At 42.0% G+C, this 23,522-nt stretch carries 13 protein-coding genes; 7 read left to right on the top strand and 6 right to left on the bottom strand.

Going from position 1 to position 23,522, the window contains the following annotated elements; genetic code table 11:
- Positions 1-2: 2 nt before the first annotated feature.
- The 7 genes from HMPREF9447_RS13340 to HMPREF9447_RS13310 all read left to right on the top strand — a co-directional run bounded on the left by HMPREF9447_RS13340 (position 3) and on the right by HMPREF9447_RS13310 (position 13,857).
- Positions 3-1,553, top strand: a complete 1,551-nt coding sequence (locus HMPREF9447_RS13340) for a RagB/SusD family nutrient uptake outer membrane protein (RefSeq protein ID WP_009130271.1) — start codon at positions 3-5, stop codon at positions 1,551-1,553.
- A 76-nt stretch (positions 1,554-1,629) separates the two neighbouring features.
- Positions 1,630-3,702, top strand: coding sequence for a GH92 family glycosyl hydrolase (locus tag HMPREF9447_RS13335; protein WP_009130270.1), 2,073 nt, complete (start codon positions 1,630-1,632; stop codon positions 3,700-3,702).
- A gap of 5 nt (positions 3,703-3,707) precedes the next feature.
- Positions 3,708-5,921, top strand: coding sequence for a GH92 family glycosyl hydrolase (locus HMPREF9447_RS13330; RefSeq protein ID WP_009130269.1), 2,214 nt, complete (start codon positions 3,708-3,710; stop codon positions 5,919-5,921).
- A 6-nt stretch (positions 5,922-5,927) separates the two neighbouring features.
- On the top strand, positions 5,928-7,388 hold the full coding sequence (locus HMPREF9447_RS13325; protein WP_009130268.1) for a glycoside hydrolase family 28 protein: 1,461 nt from the start codon (positions 5,928-5,930) through the stop codon (positions 7,386-7,388).
- Between the two features lie 8 nt (positions 7,389-7,396).
- Positions 7,397-9,256 (top strand): FAD-dependent oxidoreductase, encoded by a 1,860-nt coding sequence (locus tag HMPREF9447_RS13320; RefSeq protein WP_009130267.1) that lies wholly within the window; start codon positions 7,397-7,399, stop codon positions 9,254-9,256.
- A gap of 12 nt (positions 9,257-9,268) precedes the next feature.
- Positions 9,269-10,756, top strand: coding sequence for a glycoside hydrolase family 28 protein (locus HMPREF9447_RS13315; protein WP_009130266.1), 1,488 nt, complete (start codon positions 9,269-9,271; stop codon positions 10,754-10,756).
- Positions 10,757-10,758: 2 nt separating this feature from the next.
- Entirely contained in the window at positions 10,759-13,857 is a 3,099-nt protein-coding gene (locus HMPREF9447_RS13310; protein WP_009130265.1) for a glycoside hydrolase family 2 TIM barrel-domain containing protein, read from the top strand.
- A gap of 99 nt (positions 13,858-13,956) precedes the next feature.
- Here HMPREF9447_RS13310 and HMPREF9447_RS13305 read toward each other — a convergent pair whose 3' ends face one another.
- From HMPREF9447_RS13305 to HMPREF9447_RS13280, 6 genes are all read right to left on the bottom strand, one after another.
- Positions 13,957-14,319 (bottom strand): hypothetical protein, encoded by a 363-nt coding sequence (locus HMPREF9447_RS13305; protein WP_009130264.1) that lies wholly within the window; start codon positions 14,317-14,319, stop codon positions 13,957-13,959.
- A gap of 93 nt (positions 14,320-14,412) precedes the next feature.
- A complete protein-coding gene (locus HMPREF9447_RS13300) occupies positions 14,413-15,816 on the bottom strand; it encodes a sulfatase family protein (protein ID WP_052315197.1) in 1,404 nt (467 codons plus the stop codon).
- Positions 15,800-17,605, bottom strand: a complete 1,806-nt coding sequence (locus HMPREF9447_RS13295; protein ID WP_009130262.1) for a family 43 glycosylhydrolase — start codon at positions 17,603-17,605, stop codon at positions 15,800-15,802. The genes HMPREF9447_RS13300 and HMPREF9447_RS13295 overlap by 17 nt, the downstream gene beginning before the upstream one ends.
- A gap of 30 nt (positions 17,606-17,635) precedes the next feature.
- Positions 17,636-19,024, bottom strand: a complete 1,389-nt coding sequence (locus tag HMPREF9447_RS13290) for a sulfatase family protein (RefSeq protein ID WP_009130261.1) — start codon at positions 19,022-19,024, stop codon at positions 17,636-17,638.
- Between the two features lie 25 nt (positions 19,025-19,049).
- On the bottom strand, positions 19,050-21,434 hold the full coding sequence (locus HMPREF9447_RS13285) for a DUF2264 domain-containing protein (RefSeq protein ID WP_009130260.1): 2,385 nt from the start codon (positions 21,432-21,434) through the stop codon (positions 19,050-19,052).
- 522 nt (positions 21,435-21,956) lie between these two features.
- Positions 21,957-23,507 (bottom strand): hypothetical protein, encoded by a 1,551-nt coding sequence (locus HMPREF9447_RS13280; protein WP_009130259.1) that lies wholly within the window; start codon positions 23,505-23,507, stop codon positions 21,957-21,959.
- Between the last annotated feature and the right edge of the window lie 15 nt (positions 23,508-23,522).

Raw genomic sequence — 23,522 nt, 5'->3', positions numbered from 1 at the left:
AAATGAAAAATATATTGATTTATAGCATATTATTATTTGCTTTATGCTCTTGCGACAATTTCCTGGAAGAAGACCCTCGTGGCAGGCTTACTCCTTCTTCTTTCTTCTCAAGTCCGGAAGATTTGGATATGGCTATAACCGGAATGTATAACAAATATTACCAGACTAACGCCCGCGTCTTCAGAGCTATTTATGTGTGGTGTGCAGATGATGTGACAGCGCATAGTGGTGGCAATAAGTCACGTTTCTCGGAATATGACCGGTTTAATTTCAATTCAGGCAACACAGATATTCTTGAAATGTATCAACTCTATTATCAGACAATCAAGGCTTGTAATTATGTGATTAATAATGCAGAAAGAACACCGGTTGAGAAGTCTTTCCTGGAGCCGAGACTGGGACAAGCCTATTTCCTGAGAGCATTAAACTATTTTATGCTTGTACGTATTTGGGGGCGTATACCTCTGATTACAGAGAATGAGATAAATTACAATACCCCCAAAGCAGATGTGCAGAAAATATATGAATTAATAGAATCGGATGCATTAACGGCAGAAAGAATGTTACCGGACAATCATAAGATAGCGCCTTATTTTCAGAACGGAATCAATGTAGCTCCTAACAAAGGCGCTGCAAAAGCTTTGTTGGCCTCTGTCTACATGACAGAAGCAGGCTGGCCTCTGAAAAAGGGAGCCGAATATTACGATAAGGCAGCTGCAAAATATAAAGAAATTATTGAAAATGAAGCTACCTATGGTTATATATTAGAGCCGGATATACGCACATTGACTAAAGAACCGGAGGCTAATTACTCCAAAGAAATAGTATTCGGAGAGTTCCATAACAAAACGAAAAATTATTTCTCTGGCCCTAAAAGTGAATTACCCGAAGAGTCCGGCGGATGGTGTGACTATATGGTTGAATTGGAATTTTTCAGAAGTATGCCGGAAGGAATACGCAAAGATGCTTGGTTCTTGACTAAAGTGACGATGACCGGACAGGAACGTAACCCGGAAACAGGACGTTATCCATTACTGGATTGGGACGACCCCGCAACCAATCAGAAACATCCTTATTGGAAGAAGAATATAGAAAGTTCGGACTGGGTATTTAATTACGATGACGGGTATTACGAAACTAAAGGAATTTCAAGTGCAAGCGGGAAAACCAGAATGATATTTAGATATGCTGATATTCTGCTACTGTATGCTGAGGCAGTTGCTTATGGAAGTAAGAATATTGATGATTTAGCATTTGACTGTATGTGGAGAGTACAAAAAAGAGCAGGAGTACCACTCATTTCAAAGGATGTGACTAAGGAATACTTCCAAAAAGCTGTTTTGGATGAGAGACGGTGGGAAACCGCAGGTATGGAACATAGCTGCATGGGGCGTTTCTTTACCATGCAAAGACATGAGATTCTTCATTTGCAAAAGAATTATAGAGATGCAGCCGAGCTTTCTTTAAATCCCAATTTAACATTAAGCGAAGAATTCTATTATTTCCCGATACCAGACAATGAACTCCTTATAGTTCCTGGACTAAAAGATTGATTCTACCTTTCTAATATGAGGGTTTTAAGAGTTTGCGTTTCTTTTGAAACCCTCTTTTATTTATAAAACATTTAATATGAGATACTTCAGTGTAATATTAGTATTATGCTTGTCCCTTTCTATGGTTCAAGCTCAACAAACCTCTTTTGTAAATCCTTTCATTGGCACTTCCGATGATCATGGACAAACCGATCCATCCGCAACCATTCCGTTTGGAATGATTAAACCTGGACCAGAAACGATGCCTCGTGGAAATGGAGGTTATGATTATCAAGCACATCAGTTAAAGGGATTCTCACAAACCAGAATGTCTGGAGTGGGCTGCATAGGTGTCGGAGGAAATCTGTTGATAACACCTTTTATCGAAACATCATGCAAACCTCTAAAGATGGATAAAGCTTCGGAAGTAGCAGTTCCCGGATATTATAGCATAACTTTAGATAATCAGCTTAAAGTTGAAATTACTACAGGCAGAACTGCCGCTATCTATCGTTTTACTTATCCGTCTACAGAGGCAGCAGGCATCAAAATAGATTTTAAACATTCTTATGGTAAGCATATCGCCGAAGAACATAATATTGTAGGAAACAATGCAGTAAGGGGATTCGTGCGTTCCGCTTGCACTTGTGATTTAGGCAGTTACAAATTTTATTATTATATTGAGAAAGATAAATCTGCCTGTAAACCGGAAGACAACGATTCAGAATTGCTATGGAAGTTCCAGACAGAGCCTAATGAACAAATTATACTTAAAATAGGATTATCCTCCGTCAGTGCAGAAGAAGCTGAAGCGAATCTCAAACAAGAGTGCTCGAACTTGTCTTTCGAGCAAGTACGTGCCAATGCACGTGCTAACTGGGAAAAATTATTGGGGCAAATACAAGTAGAAACTTCTGATGAAGACTTAAAGACATCATTTTATACACGGCTCTATCATGCTTGCCAAACTCCTTTCACAATCAATGATTATTCCGGCAGTTACAGGGGAAGTGATGGAAAAGTATATAAAGGCCAGCAGTTACCCTATTATCATGGTTGGTCCATTTGGGACACCTACCGAACAAAATATCCTCTGCTGTCTATTGTTTGTCCCACGGAATACAAACAGATGATTTCCTCACTTGCGGAGTTATACAAACAAGGTAAGCCTCGCTCTGCAACGAAAACGGAACCGTTTTTGACAACACGTACAGAACACTCTATTATCACTATTTTAGATGCATTGCAAAAGGGGATGTTTGATGGTTCTCTCGACGAACTACTCCCATTGATGCTGAAAGAGGCGGAAGATATCTCCAACGATTCACCGGACAAAGCATTAGAACGAGGATATGATTTCTGGGGAGTTTCCGAACTCGCAGGGAAAATGGGTAATAAAGAGTTAAAAAAAGAGTTCTCTTTACGTTCTAAAGACTACAGACCGATATGGTTACAGAAATTTAAGAACATTGGCCCTACTTCAGATATAATGCACGGCGACGGTTTGTATGAAGGTACTATATGGCAATACCGTTGGTTCGTACCTCATGATTTCGACTGGGTAATTTCGACTTTGGGCAGCAAGAAAAAGGTTTTGAACGAATTAGATTATTTCTTTGAGAATAACTTATTCAACATGGGGAACCAGCCTGATATACACGTTCCATTTTTATATTATTACCTTGGAGAACCATGGAAAACGCAAAAGTTAGTCCGTCAGATATTACTTGAACCTACCACTAATTATTACGGGACACATGAAAAGTGGGAAAAACCTTATATTGGTAAAATCTTCACTACCACTCCACGGGGATATTTGAAAGAAATGGACGACGATGCAGGAACCATGTCTTCCTGGTTTGTACTATCCTCCATAGGATTATTTCCGGTCTGCCCGGGTGTACCCTATTATTGGATAAGTGCTCCGGTCTTTGATGCGGTCACATTACACCCAACCTCTCAACAGGAATTTAAAATCCATGTAAATCGCCCTGATGCAGAGTGCATCTATATTCAAAAAGCTGTTTTAAACGGCAAAACTTTAAATAGAAGCTGGTTAAGTTATGAAGAAATCATGCAAGGCGGAGATTTGACTCTGGAGTTAGGAAAGTCTCCCAATAAACGTTGGGGAAATAATACTGATTTTGTAAAATCACTATTTAAAAAATAAATTAAATGAAAATAAAGGAATGTTTTTGGTGGGTATTTGCTATAATTGGAGTATGCTTTCTGAGCATAAGATGTAGTAATATTGAACAGGATTATTGCTGTTATGTGAATCCTTTTATTGGCAATGCCGATAATGGCCATACATTTCCAGGAGCTTGTGTACCATTCGGAATGATACAAGTAAGCCCGGAAAGTGGAAATGGTTCGTGGAGATATTGCTCCGGCTTTAATATTGAGGATGACTCTATCATGGGATTTTCTCAAAACCATCTGAATGGTACGGGATGTCCTGACTTAGGAGATATATTAATTCTGCCATTTTGTGGTGATATACAAAATGGCAAATATAAAAGTCGATATGATAAAGAGCATCAAAAAGCTTATCCAGGATATTATTCGGTGGTTTTATCTGATTTTGAGGTGGATGTAGAGTTGACTGCGACACAGCGTACAGCTATGCATCGTTATACTTTCAGAAAAGAAGGACCGGCACACATTCTGGTAGACCTTCAAAGTGGAATTGTAAGTAAGGATGAGCAGCTACGAACTCATGTGATAGATGCAGAAATGCAATTTTTAGATCAACATAGCATTGCCGGAAAGAACAGGGTGAAGATGTGGGTAGAAAGAGAGTTCTTCTATGTTATCAAATTCGACAAACCCTATATGGCTGTTGAGGAACTTCAGCCCCAGGAAGGGGAAAAGGCCAAACGCCTTCTTCTTTCATTCGATTTAAAACAAGGAGAAAGCGTTCAAGTAAAAGTTGGCCTGTCTACTGTCAGTATAGAAGGCGCGCAGGAAGCATTGGAAAAAGAAAATCCGGACTGGAACTTTGAGAAGGTGAAGACTCAAGCTGCCGAAGCCTGGAACAATTTATTATCACGTATAGACGTATCGGGCACAGAAGAGCAAAAAGTAAATTTTTACACTTCCATTTACCACTTGTGTATTCAACCCAATAATATAACCGATGTGGATGGAAGATACAAAGGTCCTAATGACAGCATCCTCCATTCTCCCATAGGAGAATACTATTCTACCTTATCTTTATGGGATACTTATCGTGCCGCTCATCCGCTATATACTCTTTTAGTGCCAGAGAAAGTTAATGGATTTGTCAATTCAATGTTATCTCATTGTGATATACAGGGTTATTTGCCTATATGGGCTTTATGGGGCAAAGAAAACCATTGTATGATTGGCAACCATGCTATACCCGTTATTGTAGAGGCATATCTGAAAGGGTATAAAGGTTTTGACCCGGAAAGAGCTTACGAAGCAATCAGAAAATCATCATTAGAGTCCCATCCGAAGTCTGATTGGGAAACATACAATCAGTATGGATATTATCCTTTCGATCTTGTTCCTGAAGAATCGGTTTCCAGAACTTTAGAAAGTTGCTATGATGACTATTGCGTGGCGCAGATGGCAAAAGCATTAGGAAAAAAGGAAGATTATGATTTCTTTTCCAAAAGAGCTCGCGCATATACATCCCTATTTGATCCGGCAACAAAACTAATGCGAGGAAAAGATTCACAAGGCAAATGGAGAGATCCTTTTGATCCTTTCAGATTATCACATGCCGGAACTTCCGGAGGGGATTATACCGAAGGCAATGCATGGCAGTATGTATGGCATGTGCAACACGATGTAGATTCTTTGATTGAGATGATGGGAGGAAATAAAGCATTTACAGCAAAACTCGATTCACTTTTCTGGCTTGAGAACAAGACTGTAAATACAGGTTTTGTATCGGATGTGACCGGGCTTATAGGACAATATGCTCATGGTAATGAACCCAGCCATCATGTAGCTTACCTATATAACTATGCAGGAGAACCCTGGAAAACACAAGAACTTGTCCGCGAAATCTTTGATCGCTTTTATTTGCCCGTTCCCGACGGATTATGCGGGAATGATGATTGTGGGCAGATGTCCGCATGGTATTTATTCTCAGCCATGGGATTTTACCCCGTAGACCCTATCAGTGGAGAATATATTATTGGTGCTCCTCAATTGAAAGAAATGGTGTTACGTCTGGAAGGCGGAAAGAATTTCACCATTCGTGCTGAAAACTTATCGAAAGAAAATAAATATGTAAAGGTAGTCTTCTTGAATGGAAAAGAGTTAAAACGCTTCAGAATCTTTCATCATGAAATCACAGACGGAGGTATTTTAGAATTTATCATGACGGACAATCCGTCAGAAACATTTAAATAATTGATTATGAGAACATATATATTATCAATTCTTTTTTCCCTTTCTTGTTCTTTAGTATGGAGTAAAGAATATAATGCATCTTTCTTTGGCATAAAGTCTGATGGAGTAACGTTGAATACTAATTCTATCCAGACCGGCATCGATTATATTCACAAAGAAGGAGGAGGCGTTTTAGTTTTTAATGTCGGCCGCTATTTAACAGGTAGCATTGAACTCAAATCGAATGTAGCGATACAATTGAAGGAAGGGGCAGTGCTGGTAGGCTCTCTGAACCCGTACGACTATAATATGGAAGGCCCTTGCTACAGTATGATTCGAGCTATAAGTCAAAAGAATATAGCTATTTATGGAAAAGGAGTAATTGACGCACAAGGACGCCAAGTATCATATAACATAATCGACCAGGTGCATAAAGGTTTTATCAAAGATCCTCTGGAAAACGACAGACCGCGTAGACCGCGAGGGATTCATTTCAAGCAATGCCAGGGTATAACTATAGAAGGAATCACTCTAAAAAACACCTGTGACTGGACACAGGAATACGAAGAGTGCGACTCGCTATGGGTGAGGGGAATTACAGTCGACAATAAAGCATATTGGAATAACGATGGCATTGATATCGTCGATTGCCGGAACGTATTGATAGAAAATTCCTTCTTCGACGCTTCGGACGATGCAGTCTGCTTGAAATCCCATAAAGCAGAGGTTGCATGTCGAAACGTAGTGATTCGTAACTGTACCATGCGTTCGAGTGCTAACGGAATAAAATTAGGCACTATGACAGTTGGAGGATATGAAAATATCCGGATTATAAACAATAAGGTTTATGATACTTATCGTTCAGCATTAACGATAGCCACTCCTGACGGAGGATATGTCCGAAACATAGTAGTGGATAGTTTGCAAGCCTATAATACAGGAAATGCTATATTTCTTCGGATAGGCAACCGTACACATTCGGATAAAGTCGGATCTATGGACTCTGTTCTCATTTCTAACTTGTATGTGGAAATTCCCGAAGGGAAACCGGATGCAGGATATGAGTATGAGGGACCAATAGAACATATGCCCAGAAATATATCGCCGGCAAGTATCATTGGACTGAAAGGGCATCCCATAACACACGTAACTCTGAAAAATGTGGTAATCAATCATCCGGGAGCAGGAAAACCGGAAATAGCAAAGGTCGGTATAACTCCGGAAGAATTAGATAAAGTTCCTGAGTTGGCAGATTCATATCCTGAATTTTCATGTTTCAAAGAACTCCCGGCGTGGGGGCTCTATCTCCGACATGTTGAGGGGATTGCTTTAGAGAACGTTACATTTATTGCCCGAAAAAGAGATTATAGACCAGCTATAGTACTGGATGACGCACACCATGTCAACATGAGTAAAATGAAAATCCAGGAACCCGGAAAAAAGAAGCAACAGATACATGTATATCAATCTACTAATATAAATAAATAGAAATTACAATGAAACAATTACTAATAACTTTACTATTATTTTGGAGCATCAATGTTTTTGCACAACAAACATATGATATTGTTATAGTGGGAGGAACGCCCGGCGGTTTGACCACAGCACTTGCAGCTGCCAAGCTTGGGAAAACGTCTGTTATTCTGGAACGTACACAGCATATCGGAGGCCTGCCTTCCAATGGGCTGGGAGCAACGGATATTGTAACCCGGGCAGCTACTACAGGATTGTTCAGAGAGTTCACTTGCCGCATCAAAGACTATTACAAAAAGAAATATGGTATGGCTTCCACACAATATCAGAGATGTGATGATGGTTTCCGTTTCGAACCTTCAGTAGCAGAACAAGTATTTACTGACTGGTTGGGAGAATATAAAGGTCTAATCACAGTTTTGACAATGCGACAATTTGATTCCAGCCCCCGCAATCTAAAAAAAGTAGATGACAAGATTGTGCAAATCAATATACTGAATCGTGATAAAAATACTCAAGAAGAGTATCGAGGCAAGATTTTCATTGATGCAACCTATGAGGGAGATCTGGCAGCAGCAGCCGGAGTACCCTTTAGAGTAGGGCGAGAAGGTAAAAATGAATTTGGAGAACCCGGAGCAGGTAGTGTTTACAAATATTGGCATGGTCCTGAAATGGATGCTTCCACATTTATTGGAGATAATGCTGTCCAAGCCTACAACTATCGGTTGTGCCTAACCAGAAATCCGAATAATAAAGTATCCATAACAAAACCCCAAAATTATGACCGCAATGAATATGCATCTATTATCGATGATGTCTGGACGGGGCGTCATACCCAAGCTGAGATGGTGAATGTTACTCCGGAAATGTTAGAAGCTAATAGAAAGCATATAGCTAAAGGTAATCCTACTATGATTCCCGGTGACAAATGGGGGCTTGGGAAAGTAGTAAACCTGGTTGAGATTCCAAATGAAAAAACAGATGCCAATAACCAGCATGCTGCCTTTGTCTCGTCAGATCTCCCCGAAGAGAACTGGGCATGGCCTACAGCCGGTTGGGCATGGCGTGACAAATTTGCAACAAGACTAAGGGAATATACAGAGGGATTGCTCTGGTTTGCCCAAAACGATAAAGAATTACCTGATCATTTCCGGAAAGCGACTCGCGAATGGGGGTATGCAAAAGATGAATACACAGATAACGGGCATTTTCCCAGACAAGTATATGTACGTGAAGGACGTCGGTTCGAAGGACTTCACTTTTTCATAGCAAGTGATGCGATGCCTGTAAAAGGTGGTGGAAGACCTCCTGTGTACTCATCAAGTATTACAGCCAGCCACTATGGATTTGATTCACATGCCACCCATAAGCGGGAACCCGGTATGGTACACCTGAATGGTTTTCTGGGCTATCCGACATCACCTTACACTGTTCCTTATGGAGTGATTGTTCCCAAAGATGTAGATAATTTATTGTTTCCGGTCCCTATCTCCGGTTCTCACATCGGTTTCTCTACACTTAGGATGGAGCCATGCTGGATGGCTATGGGACAAGCTGCCGGTGTAGCGTCTTCGGTTGCAATAGATGAAAAGGTAAAAGTCAAGAACATCAATATATCTATGATGCAAGATGTCTTGCTTGAGCAAGGTACTACTCTGATTTATTATAAAGATGTCTCATTGGATGATAAAGATTTCTCAATGGTGCAATACATGGGACTTCGAGGCTTTTTGCCCGAATGGGAAGCAAGATTAGACGAAGCGATAGAGGAACAGACTTTAAGTTACTGGAAGCGCTTGTCTAAATTGAATATAAAAGTCCAGTCGGGAGTTTCTACGCGAAGGGAAGTTTTGAATGAGTTATATGTAAAGATGAAAAAATAATGATTTGATACTATGTTAAAAAGAAAATTACTATATGCTTTGTCGGCTCTATTCCTCTGTTGGACCGGTGTCCGGGGACAAGATTACTCTATAATGGATTTTGGGGCAAAACCTGATGGAGTAACTTTGAACACGCACACCATCCAATATGCGATTGATTATATCCACACGGCAGGAGGAGGAAAACTCATTTTTGATACCGGAAACTATTTGACCGGCACTATATATTTAAAATCCAATGTTACTTTGCACTTAGCGCAAGGAGCTGTTTTATTGGGTTCATGTAATGCCTTAGATTATAAAAAGGATGAATATATACAACGGACAGCCTTGCTTTTTGCCGTACAGCAAGATAATATCGGTGTGACAGGCGAAGGAACAATTGATGGCAGAGGATTTATAGTAGCGAACAATCTGATTTCACACATCCAGAGAGGACTGATAGATGATCCGTTGCACATGGACAGGCCTGATGAAACAAACCGTCCCCACAATATTTATTTCAGAGAATGCCGGAATGTACGGATTGAAGGGATACGGATGCACGATCCGGCAAGTTGGAATCAAGCCTACGACCAGTGCCGACAAGTCATTATAAACAATATAAATGTTGATTGCAAATCTTACTGGAATAATGACGGGATAGATATCGTAGATTGCGATAGCGTCAGAATCAACAATTCCTTTTTCGATGCCGCCGATGATGGTATCTGTTTCAAATCACATGAACCATCGCAAATCTGCCAGAATGTGGTAGTTGATAATTGCATCATACGTTCAAGTGCCAGTGGCTTAAAATTCGGAACAGCATCAAAAGGAGGTTTTCGTGACTTTATCATCAAGAATCTTACGGTTTATAACACCTACCGTTCCGCCGTAACATTCGCCACCGTGGACGGAGGCATCATCGAGAACATATTTGTCGATAGCGTACGTGCCGTGAATGTGGGAAATGCATTCTACCTGCGAATAGGAGACCGCTGGAATTCCGGGCAGAGGCCGCTTATGAAGAATGTCACTCTTTCAAATTTCAATGTGAAGTTAGCAAACTCTAAGCCTGATGCGGGCTATCCATACGAAGGTCCGGTAGAGCATCTACCCCGCAACATTTCTCCTGCAAGCATTATCGGTTTACCTAAAGATCGAATTCAAGGGATTACTCTCAAGAATATAGATATAGAATCTCCGGGAGGAGGCAATCCCTTCTATGCCAAATGTGGATTGACCGCAAAAGAACTGGAAGGAATACCTGAGATGAGAACAGCTTATCCGGAGTTCTCACAATTCAAGGAACTTCCTGCTTGGGGAATCTTCATACGTCATGCAGATGATATCCGGCTGGATAATGTGAAATTGAAAGTTCACTCTTTTGATTACAGACCTGCTATTGTAACGTCGGATGTAAAAGGAGTTATTTTAGAGAGAGTAGATGTACAACCTACCCCCAATGACAAAAGAGAACAGTTTTTTATGTACCAAACATCTAATGTCACAAAATAGATATGCTGAAAAGAATATTGGTCCTGGCTATTATATGTTGGGCTGTAACACTTGCCCATTCTCAGGAAGTATTGTCCGAATGGGAAAATCCTGAAGTAAACAGTATAAATACGGAACCGGCTCATGCCTCTTATATACCTTATCGATCTGTAGCAGAGGCAGAACGAAGAGTATCTTCTATGGTACACTCTCTGAACGGAGAGTGGAAATTTAAATATATCTCCGGAATATATGCCTTACCAGCCGCTTTTTATAGTACGAACTATAATGATGGTTCATGGGATTATATTCAAGTCCCTGGCAACTGGCAGCTGCAAGGAGAATATGATCCGCCTGTTTTTACGAATGTGAAATACCCTTTTGAACCTAATCCACCCTATATTCCCCGAGAATCCAATCCGATAGGCCTGTACCGTCGGAACTTTGTTGTTCCGGCTGATTGGAAAGATGAAGAAATCTTTCTGCACTTTGCCGGAGTACAATCTGCCATGTATGTCTGGGTGAACGGGGAAAAAGTGGGATATCATGAAGACGGAATGTTGCCGGCAGAGTTCAACATCAGCAAATATTTGCAGAAGGGTGAAAATCAATTGACTGTTCAGGTTCTAAATTGGTCTGACGGCAGTTACTTAGAAGACTTGGATTATTGGAGATTAAGCGGCATCTATCGTGATGTCTTTTTGTTTGCACTTCCTAAAGTCCACATCAGGGATTTCTCTATTTCCCCCAACCTGGATATGGAGTATAAGGATGCAGAATTGAATGCAGTCGTTTCCATAAAGAATGAGACAAAAGAACTCGTCAGAGATGGTTGTTTGCGTGTTTCTTTAAAAGAAACATCCGGCAAATTGATATGGACAAGACAGTTTTCGTTCAGTGTAGCCTCGGGGGAAGAACAAGAAATCTCATTTTCAGAGAAAGTATCTTCTCCTTTAAAGTGGACGGCAGAAACACCTGATTTATATCGCTTGGACATAGAACTATTAAAAAAGTATGGAACCGTTCAACAGGTTATTAGCCAGAAGATAGGATTCAGAAAAGTAGAAATTAAAAATGGACTGTTGCTGTTGAACGGACAACCTATAAAAATAAAAGGAGTCAACAGGCATGAGTTCGATCCCTACACCGGACGATACATTACACGTGAGATGATGGAGCGTGATATAAAACTGATGAAATTATTTAATATAAATGCAGTGAGAACATCTCATTATCCCAATCATCCGGATTGGTATGACTTGTGTGACGAATATGGGCTGTATGTAATGGATGAAGCCAATGTAGAGAGTCATGGCCTGTGGGCAAAAGGGTTCCATGTCGGAGAAAGGGATGAGTGGGAAAGTGCCATTGTCGAAAGGAATGTGAATATGGTGGAAAGGGATAAGAACCACCCTTCTGTCATCTTCTGGTCTATGGGAAATGAATCCGGTTGGGGGAAGAACTTTGACAAGGCCTATGAAGAGATAAAAAGGTGTGATCCTGAAAAACGTCCGGTTCATTATGAGGCAAAGAATCCTGCTTATGCTAAAGTACTTTCAAGGTATGACTTCATTTCCAATATGTACAATCCGCTTAATGAAATTATCAGGCAGTATAATGAGGATCAGTCACGTCCTATGTTGATATGTGAATATGCTCACTCTATGGGAAACGGTTTAGGCAATTTCAGAAAGTTCTGGAATTTATTTTATAAATATCCACGTATGCACGGAGGATTTACCTGGGATTGGGTAGACCAGGGATTACGCCTGAAAGACAAAAATGGAAAGGAATATTGGGAAGTCATGAATTATAGCGACGGGGCTAATTCAAATGACGGTTTGGTGAACCCTGACCGGGAAGTCCAACCGGAGATATATGAGCTGAAAAAGGTCTATCAAAATTTCAACGTAGAGAATATAGATATAAACGAAGGTCTTGTTTCAATATCAAACACAAACTACTTTGTAGATACAAAGGGGATTACTTTGTGTTGGACATTATTAGAAAATGGAGTCCCTATAGAGCGTGATACCATTACTACTTTGAATATAGCACCCCAAAGCAGGCAATTGATAGAATTGAATTTCTCCAGGAAAAATTTGAAAGCGGGAAATGAATATCATGTAAACTTTAGTTTTTATGATACAAAAAAACGGAACTACTCTGATGGTAGTGTAGAGATAGCTTCAGAACAATTAGCTTTAGACTTGCTTCCCGAACCATTCGTAGAGAGAGGGGTCAGCACCGCTTCCCCCCTTCGGGTGGAAAGGGGAAATGGGCTCACAGTTACAGGAAAAGATTTTCATATACATTTTGATAAACTCACAGGGGCAATATCACAGTTCGTTTACAGAGGAAGTGGTTTGCTTAAATCTCCCCTACTACCATGCTTCTGGCGGGTTCCGACCGACAACGACGAAGGACGCAACAACTCTTATGCAAGTTCGTGGCGCAAAGCAGGACTGGATGATTATAAGATAAAACCGAAGCAACTGGATTTCGTGGTTCTGCCTACCGGATATGTACAAGTCTATGCCAATAATCTATTGGATTGCAAAGAAGGCAATATCCTGCAAAAGGCAAATTATACGGTTTCTCCCGAAGGTGAAGTTATCATTGATGTGGTCTTCCATGTAAATGTAGATGTCCTGTCATTGGCAAGAGTCGGGATGGAGTGTGCTTTACCCGTTGAGTGGCAAAATCTTACTTGGTTTGGTAAAGGACCTCATGAAAGCTATGATGACAGAAAAGAATCTGCTTACGTCGGTATCTACAAGGGGACTGTCAGCGAACAGTTCTTTTCACATATCATGCCCCAAGAGAATGGAAACAAAACAGATAACCGCTGGCTGGAAATATACGATGATTCCGGAAGCGGAATACGCATAACCGGAAAGCCACTCTTTAATTTTAATATTCAGAATTACTCCGATAAAGATTTGGACCGTAGTAAGAAAGAACATACATTAATTCGTGGTGAAAAGAACTGGTTGCATATTGATTATAAGCAGATGGGGCTTGGAGGAGACGACAGTTGGTCGCCCAGAGTCCATAAAGAGTTCTTGTTAAAGAATAAAATATACCACTATACATATACCTTAAGACCTCTCCGATTGTAGGGCTCTCATTTATGAAAATAAAGGTTGTAACTAGATAAAAGTTACAACCTTATATTATGGTCCCAAACCTGGAATTTCCAGATTATAAATCTCCCCCCCTTATTTCGGCTCCAGATACAGCACCTCCACCTCCGTCACATTATCATGGAACCACTCATCCAGTTTAGCCTCCACCTTATCTCTTATCTGAGGTGTGATATACTTCTTCACCTTCTTATAGGCATAAACGGCAGCAAAACCCTTTCCTACCATGAAGAGTTGCCCCAGAATATCTTCTATACTGGTAGGGAATACAATCGCTACCAAAGCAATCATGATATTGGTTCGTTCACTCTCGGGAGTCGTATCGGCAGTCATCACATAATAAGCAGTCAGTACGGGACGACCGGCGGCACGGCCACCTTTCTTTATATACTCTTCTACTTTAATACGGATTTCATCCATGGAAAAATTTAGTTTCATAGCTCTTCAGTTTTTTATTTATCTATTAGACGCAGAAAGAGAATCACAGGTTGCAAAAAACATATCTTTTTTCATTAATGATACCCTAAAAGTCTATTTTTTAACTTTTAAAGCCTGGTATAGCTGCATTACTTCCTGTAATTCTTTCACCTTTTCAGGATATTCCAGATGGAGATTATTAGTTTCTCCAATATCCCGTTTTAAATTAAACAACTCAGGCACATCACCTTCCTTAAACTTACTATTTCCCGTTCTAGGTAAATAAACCCAATCTCCTTTACGTATTCCATGCACCTCACCACCTTTTACATAGACATACTCATCACGCAACCGCAAAGAAGTTTTTTTCAAGAATGATGATATATCCACTCCATCAATCTCCTGCCTGAACGATCTGCAACCGGCATAATGCATTATTGTTGGGAATAGGTCAATACTGGCAATTATCGCATCACTGGTTACTCCTGCTGGGATAGTACCCTTCCAACGCAGAATACAAGGTACACGTACCCCGCCTTCATAATACGAGAATTTACCGCCACGTAACGGATCGGCAGAACCGCTATCTTCTTTGTAACCTAACCACGGTCCATTATCAGATGCAAAAATAACCAACGTGCTTTCCGCCAATCCTTGTTGATCCAGATAGTCGAGAAAGCGTCCGACATTCCAGTCTATTTCTTCCACAACATCTCCATAAAGCCCACGTTTACTCTTGCCCCTGAACTGCTCGGATGCAAATAAAGGAATATGGGGCATCGAAGGAGTAATGTAAACAAAGAAAGGTTTCTCTTTATTCTGCCCTACAAACTCAATCGCTTTATCAAAATAACGACGGGTAGTAGTAGACTGATCACAAGGGTATTCTATGATTTCATCTCCTTCAAACAAAGGAGATACACTATTGAGTCTCTTTTTTATCGTCGCTCTGTTGGGAGCATTTCTCACAAAGTCCTGATCCGCTTTAGCTTCAGACAGAGTATATCCTTCTCTAAACACAGCATTAGAAGCAAATTTTTGAGAAGGGCCGATATACATATCGTTACTATAAGGAATACCGAAGTATTTATCAAACCCCTGGTCTGTGGGTAGATGACCTTTCAAGTCACCCAGATGCCATTTACCGAAACAACCTGTTGCATAACCTTGTTCTTTCAATGCTTCTGCCAAGGTGATCTCTTCGGAAGGCATACCTTCGGATTCCGGAAAGAATACTCCTTTCACTCCATTCCGGGTATTCAGCCGTCCCGTTAAAAGGCCCGCACGTGAGGCACTGGAGACAGAAGCAGATACATAGAAGTCTGTCAGTTTTAGTCCTTCCCTTGCCATCCCATCTATTGACGGGGTTTGTATCAACGGCGATCCGTAGCAACCAAGGTCCTGATATCCCTGATCATCGGTAAAGATGATAACAACATTAGGCTTGTGCTGAGCTTGCATAAGCCCGGCACAAGTCAACATAGGGAGAAGAACCAAAGTCCTACTCCGAAATAACATTACCTTCCGTAATTCCACTGTCATTATAGGTATCCACACGATAATAATACTTCACGCCTTTAGTGAGAATATGCAGCAAAAGTTCAGTGGTTTCATTTCCCTTCACCTGAATACATTGATTCAGGAAGTCGGGTTGATAACCAAAGCGAACCAAATAACCGTCGGCACCGGATACTTTATTCCAGGCAATCGAGGCGTATCTTTCATCTTCCTGGTTTCTTTTCACAGAAAGTTCTTTCACCTGTCCGGGCTTATCCGAATAACCGGAACCGAATACCCGCAAATCCAACAGTGCAAATTTACCTTCTTTGGGAGTATGTACATTCTCCACCTTCATATAAGAAGCTTCTACAGATTTGGAGAGTTCCAGATATTCATGAGGAACCGCTGTTTTGTTTCCGGACTTATCAGCAAGCAGCTTCCAGGTATGCCCATCGTTCGAAGTATATAGTTTGTAGGCATGATAGTCTGTCTCTTTGGGAGCCTCCGGATTTATATCCTGTTCGGCAAAGTTGATCTGAACAGAGTTAATCTGCACTTTCTTACCAAAGTTCATTACGAAATGCTCACCTGCATTACCGCTTTCTGCCGACCACCACGTCCTGACATTCTCATCCGCTGCTTTCTCCGGTTCAAAGCCCGGAAGCGAAGAAGAAGCCATACAAGCTTTATTGAAAGACTGGAGCATCCAGCCGAAAGCAGAGATATCCTGCGGCTCAAACTTCTTCTGAGGCAATAGCATCGGATAATCACCCAATACGGTATGAGTCCTCATCCGCCCTTTCGCATCAAATGATACCGGGAACAATCCGATTCTTCTCTCAAATTCATCGTGATTACCAATCCACATGGAAGTTGCCTGCCACCAGTTACCATACTTATCTTTGAATACACAACTATGCCCTGCCCCACCAATAAAACCACCGACCTTCAACGAAACAGGATTGTAAGGCTGTTCAATAAAGCCTCCATTCGCGCTATCACTCTCCATAACGATATCGCAATACCAGTTACAAATGGTTCCCGGTGTGGCATATTGCAGGTAATACTTATCATTGTTCTTCACAATCCAGGCACCCTCAGGGCAAGGTATCTTCTGGAACTTACCCATCCAGGCAGAAGCGTCAATTTCATCATACAGTTCTCTGCGCCCGAAGTGATAACCGGAAGTGCACTCTTTAACGTCCGTAATATATTCACGAAGCACCTTCTTCGTACCTTCTATTTCCTCAAAAGTCTCAGGATTCACTTCAAAGAAAGTGGTAGATTGTTCTGCACCCAGCCCATAATAGAAATAAAAGCGCCCGTCATCAATGAACAGACAGGGATCGGCCATACGCCGTACCTCCCCGCATTTTTCCCATTTCCCATTTTCCGGGTCAGCAGAGCGAATCACGTCTACTTTCTTTTTGGAACGGTCGCGGGTAAAGTTTATAAAATAGACATAATTATCATCCGCAGCTACAGCAGGTGCCACATAATGGTCAATATCAAGGGCAGATGCATGTACCTCCGGATTAAAATAGACATCCTTCCATGTAATCAAGTCGTCGGATACACGATAACCGCCGATATCCATTGTAGTAAAGAGATAATATTTGTCTTTGAACAATACGATTACCGGATCGGCAGCCGTACGGGCTTTCTTCTCTCTCTTCTGGAAACATCCCCAACCGTAATCCAAATTCATCGGATTACAAAACGTTGTCTGCTGTTCCGTTACCTGTTTGTTCTCCGCACAGGAGAAGAGAAAAAAAGACACCAATAAAAGGGATAATTTATTTTTCATGCCAATACTGAGATTAATAGAGCTTCCGGCTTATTTCTCTGCCGGAACCTGTTCTGTTATTTTTTTTATTTCCTTCATCAATAAACCGTGCAAGCGTTCTTTCTCTGCTACATAAGCCGGATCAGCAACTTTATCGGACATTTCGCCAGGATCAGCCAGGATATCCATCAAAGACGCTTCCTTATCTCCACGCGTAAAGGCTGTATACTTATAACGTCCGTCATTAATCTGATAGCCTGAACTAGACTCTACGATAATATATTCACGGTCAATCTTATCCGTTTGCCCGGTCAGAACCGGTTTCAGTGACTTACCGGACAAGTTCTCCGGTACGGGAATTCCTACCAGGTCGCATAACGTAGGTACCAGATCAATTCCGCTAGTCAGGCTTTTTGAGTCTACAACTCCTTTCTTCACTCCCGGACCGGAAATAATAAGCGGTGTACGGGTAGCTTCTTCAAGCAAACGACTTTTAAAAACAAGGCCATGAGACTGTCCCATTTCTCCATGATCTGAAGTAAAGACAACGATCGTATGATCTGCCAGACCGGAGTTTTCCAACGCAGCCAGGATACGTCCGATCTGTTGTTCCACATCTTCTACAAGCCGGCAATACATCCAGCGATAGAAATCCCACTGCTCTTCTGTCCAGTCACGGGAACCGGAACCGATTGCTTTCATTTCGGCATACGTCCCGTTGGGTTCCACATTGGCAGGTACGGGAGGTATCTGTGCACGATATTCTTCATCACTTAGTGTTTTACGCAAATCTATATACTTCTGCGTAGCAGCTATCTGATGAGGGCGCAGCTCATCGGGAAATCTCGGATCAAAACCTGCCCCATAACAAATATCATGAGGATTCATGAAAGAGAGATATAGGAAAAAAGGTTCATCCTGAACCGGATTATAACCAGCAAGAAAGTTCTCGGCAAAATCGGCAGGACCCTCGTAATAATCCGTACCATTCTGGGTAAAACCATACTCCTCCATGTGAGTCCTTCCACAATAAAAGCCCGGATAACCGGAATAGACTGTCTGATAGCCGGCATTACGGAAAAGATTTCCAACCGAACTTTCACGGGCAACAGGCAAGACTCTTAAAGTATCCGGCTTAGTAGAGTTATTTGTATAACCTATTTCGCCGGCATAACGTCCTGTTGCCATTGCAAAACGTGACGGCATCGATACCGGATTTGCACAATAATTATGTTCAAACCGGACACCGTTCTCAGCCAAACGATCTAATGAAGGAGTACCGACATAGCGATTGCCTGCGCAACTCAGCATATCATACCTCTGCTGGTCGGTCATGATGAAAAGGACATTCAGCTTCTTTTCTTCAGCTTTCTGTACACAAGAGGAAGCAAACAATGAAATGCCACATCCATACAACACGGCACTTGCTAATTTCTTCATAAGCAATTCTTCTTAGAATTCATCCTTATTTCTTCAAGGCCTTGTCCACATCCAGATCGACGCCTGCCCATCCCTTCTTGCAAGTCCAGTCTGCTGCAGGCGAAGCCCAAAACTCATCTGATTCCGGCAAACCGAGGGCTACAAACACAGCAGAGCACAAGTAGAGGCTACCTGTTGAAATATAACTCTCTCCAATATGAGGCTGATAGCCGGCAAAGCCCACCCGCAGCCATCCTTCGGGGTTGAATGTTCCGGGAGCTTGTGTCTGCCGATTGATTATTGCTGTCAGTGCACATCTCACTTGTGCAGGTTTCACTCTTTCCGGAAGCAATTTCCGGTAAGCAACGTCGGACAAAGCATGGAAAGCCCCGAAACGGTAAGCCAATGAACGACCCACTATCGGAAAAGTCCCTTCGGGAGAAATCATTCTTTCCTGTTGCTCTGCATAGCGGGCATAGCGTTCGAGTTCAAGTTCGTAAGGTATGGCACCTTCTATCTGGTGTTTCTTCATCACACCCAGCACTTCCGCCATCATCGGGTGGATAACGAAACTGTTGTAATAGTCCAGATGGAATTCGACCCCGTCACCGTACCAGCCATCTCCTTTATACCACTGTTCAAAGCGATCACAGGCATATTTCACCCGGTCATACTCCCACTCGCCGGTAAATTCCTTTAAGGCAGCCTCCACCATTGCCGAGAAAAACAGCCAATTGGTTTCGGAAGGTTTTATCACTCTCGATGATTTGAGTTCCTTGATTACCCGTTCCTGAGTGGTCTTATCCAGTTTATCCCACAGTTGTGTACGGGCCCTCAACAGTCCGTGAGCCAGGAAAGCGGCATCCACCAAGGGTTGACGCCCGTTATTGAAGTTCAGGTAGTCGGACGATTCAGGATCAACTCCATTGGTAATCGACTTTAACGCCAGACCAATGTACCGGGCACGCAGTTTACCTTCTATCGTACTGTCAGGCCCTAGTTCCAGCCAAGCCGAAATACCTGTAATCAGTCTGCCTAAAGCTTCCAGATGTGTCACTTCTCTTCTTTTCTGCATATCGGCGGCGATAGATTCAACCGGCATATTTTTACGAAGCTCACCTTTCGCCATATTCGCCAGCAACGGATAGGAGATACGATGGAGTGAACTCAACCAGGCAGAACGGTCCGGATTTTCAGAGAAAGCCGTAATCGTCTCAACTACCGGACGCCCTTCCAACAAATTCTTATAGCGAAGCAAAGCCTCTACAAAATAATAATCGGCATACGTCAATGGAGCATCTATCTCATACTGCTTTGCCATGAAACCAGTGCAATGCTTAATAATAAAATGATTGTTATCGCCCACTTTCCTGGCACGATAGGCCGGAGAAGCCAACGACTTTATTTGCTGTTCACCTATTGCAAGGAATTGCTTGCCCAGTTCGCCTTCTACATAAGTACTCAGCTCCACATAAGCCGAAGCCATAATGGCACCGGCCGAAGCATCTCTATCGGCTTTCGGAATGTCAGGAGCATCAAAGTCCCAGTAAGGGATTTTATCTTTAGGCAAACGCGGGTGATTCATAATGTACTTACCGATCTTAATAGCATGGTCCAAATACTCTTTCTTACCCGTTTGTCGGTACATCATAGTAAATCCATACAATCCCCATGCCTGACCACGCGACCAAGCAGATTGATCACCCACGCCCTGGTGTGTCACTTGGTTCAGCACCTTTCCTGTAATCGTATCATAACTAACCACGTGGAATGAACTGCCATCCGGACGGAAATGATTGATCATCGTACGGTCGGCATGAGACTTTGCTTTATTATAGTAAGAATTATCTCCCGTCATGGATGAGGCTACCGTAAAAAGTTCCAGATTCATCATGTTATCAATGATTACGGAGAACTGCCATTTCTTGCTGTTCCACGAGCGAGTGCAACCCGTCACCGGATGGAAGCGGGTGGATAAGGATTTGGCCGCAGTCTCTATCACTTCCCTGTAAGCTTCATTACGGGTAAGGCGGTAGCCATTGCCGAAACTGCAATTGATGATAAAGCCAACATCGTGATTGCTGGTCGTATACTTCTGCTTTTCCACACGCGAAGTCATTTCTTCGGCGGCTGCCCTCACCTGCGGATCATTGCTATACTCATAACAATACCATAACGTACCGGGATAGAAACCACTTGTCCACCAACCGGAATCGCAGGTAATCATCTCCCCATCCTTCGCCGTTCTGGGCAATATGCCTTTCTGGTCTTTCATCTCACCGAACATGGACATTGACTGTCTGACAGAGAAGTCGAGCGCATCCTCAACAACCTTTTTCATACCTTTTGTCACTGCCGATGCCGAAGAGGCGAATCCTGCCAACAGAACCAAACCTATAACTAAAACTTTCTTTCCGTTTCTCATCATCATCCTTTTAAAGGTTTATACTTATTTATTTTATTTCTTATAATATCAGAATTTCCTATTTGTCTTTACAAAAAGAGAGGAAAACAGGCTTTTGCCTTACAACGCATTTTATCCGGAAAAACCAAACAGACTGTCAACGCCTCTTGGGTTTGAATATAAATGCGGAATATTGCATAATATACGCCCGTTATACATATTCTATGTACAGGAACTCTATATTCTGCAGATTGCATCTATAGTTCTGACGTATCAGATATATAGTCCCAACGCGTCAGATATATAGTTCCTGCACATTAGGTATATAGTTTCTGCACCAAAGAAGCATACATTCTGCAAAAGCCTTATAGTCAAAGAGCCCGAACAAGCTATTTCCCGTTTTTTAGAGTTGTACGTATTTATATATCCAACTCATAATCTGACAAATATAGATTTTCATTCGCGAATTTGCAAGCCTCCTCTCCCCGGGCTGCAAAGCAGAGACTCCCGGGGCTTTAGAAATGCAAAATGTCAATCTGATAAATCTGTTTATTTATCAAAATACTCAATAAGGTTGTAAACATTGTAATTCACTTCCTTCATGAACTTACTCAGATAGGGGTACATCTCGTAATAGTTGTCATACACCCCTTTATTAGCGGGCTTACTGCTATTATCCGTACCATCATCATCCTGATACTTGAACCAATGCCAGCCGACACAGTTCTTGGCTTCCAACAAACCCAAAGTGAAATGCTGGTATGCGTACGCCCTGTCATTCTGAGTGGGAACAGAGAATCCGGCACCCGACTGGTTGTTCAGGTCAGAATCTTTCACACCCTTTGTATAAAACTCAGTAACCATAAAGGGAGCATCCGCCCAATCTTCGCCCCACTGCTTCACATAGGTAGTCAACTCCGGACTCCAACGGCTATAGTAATTGATAGAGATGATATCACAATACTTGCCCGCAGCAGCCACCACATGTTGCAGATATTTCGGTGTTCCATGCAGACGGGTTCCCAGATACATCATTCCCGGATCAATCTCCTTGATGGCTTCCTTAACTCCCTTGTAATAGAGTTCGGCCAACCTGCCGGCAAACTCACTATTCAGGTTATCGGTCACACTTGTTGCATTCTTCTCTTCCATAAACTTCTTAGCTTCCAGATAAGCGATATCCGTCCGGTCTGTCAGTTTCAGAAAACGGTCCAGAATTCTTGAATTCTGTGAAGAGAAATTTATCTCATTGTCCGAAAAGAATCCCAATACATTTGCATCATTCAAATAAGACGCCATAGCCGAACGGATATAAGATTTACAGAAGTCCGCCCAATCACTGTACAACACAAGCCCCAATTCATTATCAGAAGTATTTCCTGGATAGGCATGCCCATTCTGCGATCTGAACTGGCTGAGGAAGCCAAACGAAGGTGCAAGAGTCATAGGTGCATTGGGATTACTTTGATTATGCGCCTGAATTTTACTATATGTATTGGTACAAAAAGCACCGGTGCCATGAAAGCCGATAGAGGCCAGTTCTGCCTGCGTCTTCGATAACCACATATTATCATTGCCAAAACGCTTGTTCCAAGCTTCCTTATTACGCGAAGAAGAACCATACCTGAGGGAAGTCACACTTCTTTCATAGTGAGGATATCCCTCGGGATCGATAATCCACCAACGACCGTTGACTTTCTTCACATAAAAGCGTCCTGTGGCTTGTTGCTTGGCACCTGTGGTAAGGCTACCATATTTATTGGTGATAGCCTTGTAGTCACTTTCTGTTTTTATGCTTGGCTTATACTCGCCCATATAAGCCACGATGCGGGTATTTGCTTCAGTCCAACTGGCAACCGGTGGAAACTGGCTCGAATACTTCACTTTGATCGGACGATACGGTTTACCCAGAAGTGAAGGACTGTAAGCCTGCATTTCTCCGGGAGTCGGCAACCCCTCTATAATTTCATCGTCGTCACCTTCGTCCAGAACAACGTCCGGCGGCATGAAGTTAGGATCTTTCACTTCATAGTCTACACATGAAGTCAACATAAACAGACACGCAAAGGATGCCGTTATATAAAATGATTTTATTTTCATGATATTTGCCTTTAA

It is taken from the genome of Bacteroides oleiciplenus YIT 12058, from assembly GCF_000315485.1.
Classification (GTDB): Bacteria; Bacteroidota; Bacteroidia; order Bacteroidales; family Bacteroidaceae; genus Bacteroides; species Bacteroides oleiciplenus.
Note: the sequence above shows the minus strand (reverse complement) of the source record. Positions and strands in the feature narration are given on the sequence as shown.

Coding starts and splice junctions, on each gene's coding strand:
- HMPREF9447_RS13325 (WP_009130268.1), top strand. CDS start 5,928: ATGAGAACATATATATTATCAATTCTTTTTTCCCTTTCTTGTTCTTTA.
- HMPREF9447_RS13280 (WP_009130259.1), bottom strand. CDS start 23,507: ATGAAAATAAAATCATTTTATATAACGGCATCCTTTGCGTGTCTGTTT.
- HMPREF9447_RS13335 (WP_009130270.1), top strand. CDS start 1,630: ATGAGATACTTCAGTGTAATATTAGTATTATGCTTGTCCCTTTCTATG.
- HMPREF9447_RS13310 (WP_009130265.1), top strand. CDS start 10,759: ATGCTGAAAAGAATATTGGTCCTGGCTATTATATGTTGGGCTGTAACA.
- HMPREF9447_RS13315 (WP_009130266.1), top strand. CDS start 9,269: ATGTTAAAAAGAAAATTACTATATGCTTTGTCGGCTCTATTCCTCTGT.
- HMPREF9447_RS13340 (WP_009130271.1), top strand. CDS start 3: ATGAAAAATATATTGATTTATAGCATATTATTATTTGCTTTATGCTCT.
- HMPREF9447_RS13285 (WP_009130260.1), bottom strand. CDS start 21,434: ATGATGATGAGAAACGGAAAGAAAGTTTTAGTTATAGGTTTGGTTCTG.
- HMPREF9447_RS13305 (WP_009130264.1), bottom strand. CDS start 14,319: ATGAAACTAAATTTTTCCATGGATGAAATCCGTATTAAAGTAGAAGAG.
- HMPREF9447_RS13300 (WP_052315197.1), bottom strand. CDS start 15,816: ATGTTATTTCGGAGTAGGACTTTGGTTCTTCTCCCTATGTTGACTTGT.
- HMPREF9447_RS13330 (WP_009130269.1), top strand. CDS start 3,708: ATGAAAATAAAGGAATGTTTTTGGTGGGTATTTGCTATAATTGGAGTA.
- HMPREF9447_RS13290 (WP_009130261.1), bottom strand. CDS start 19,024: ATGAAGAAATTAGCAAGTGCCGTGTTGTATGGATGTGGCATTTCATTG.
- HMPREF9447_RS13295 (WP_009130262.1), bottom strand. CDS start 17,605: ATGAAAAATAAATTATCCCTTTTATTGGTGTCTTTTTTTCTCTTCTCC.
- HMPREF9447_RS13320 (WP_009130267.1), top strand. CDS start 7,397: ATGAAACAATTACTAATAACTTTACTATTATTTTGGAGCATCAATGTT.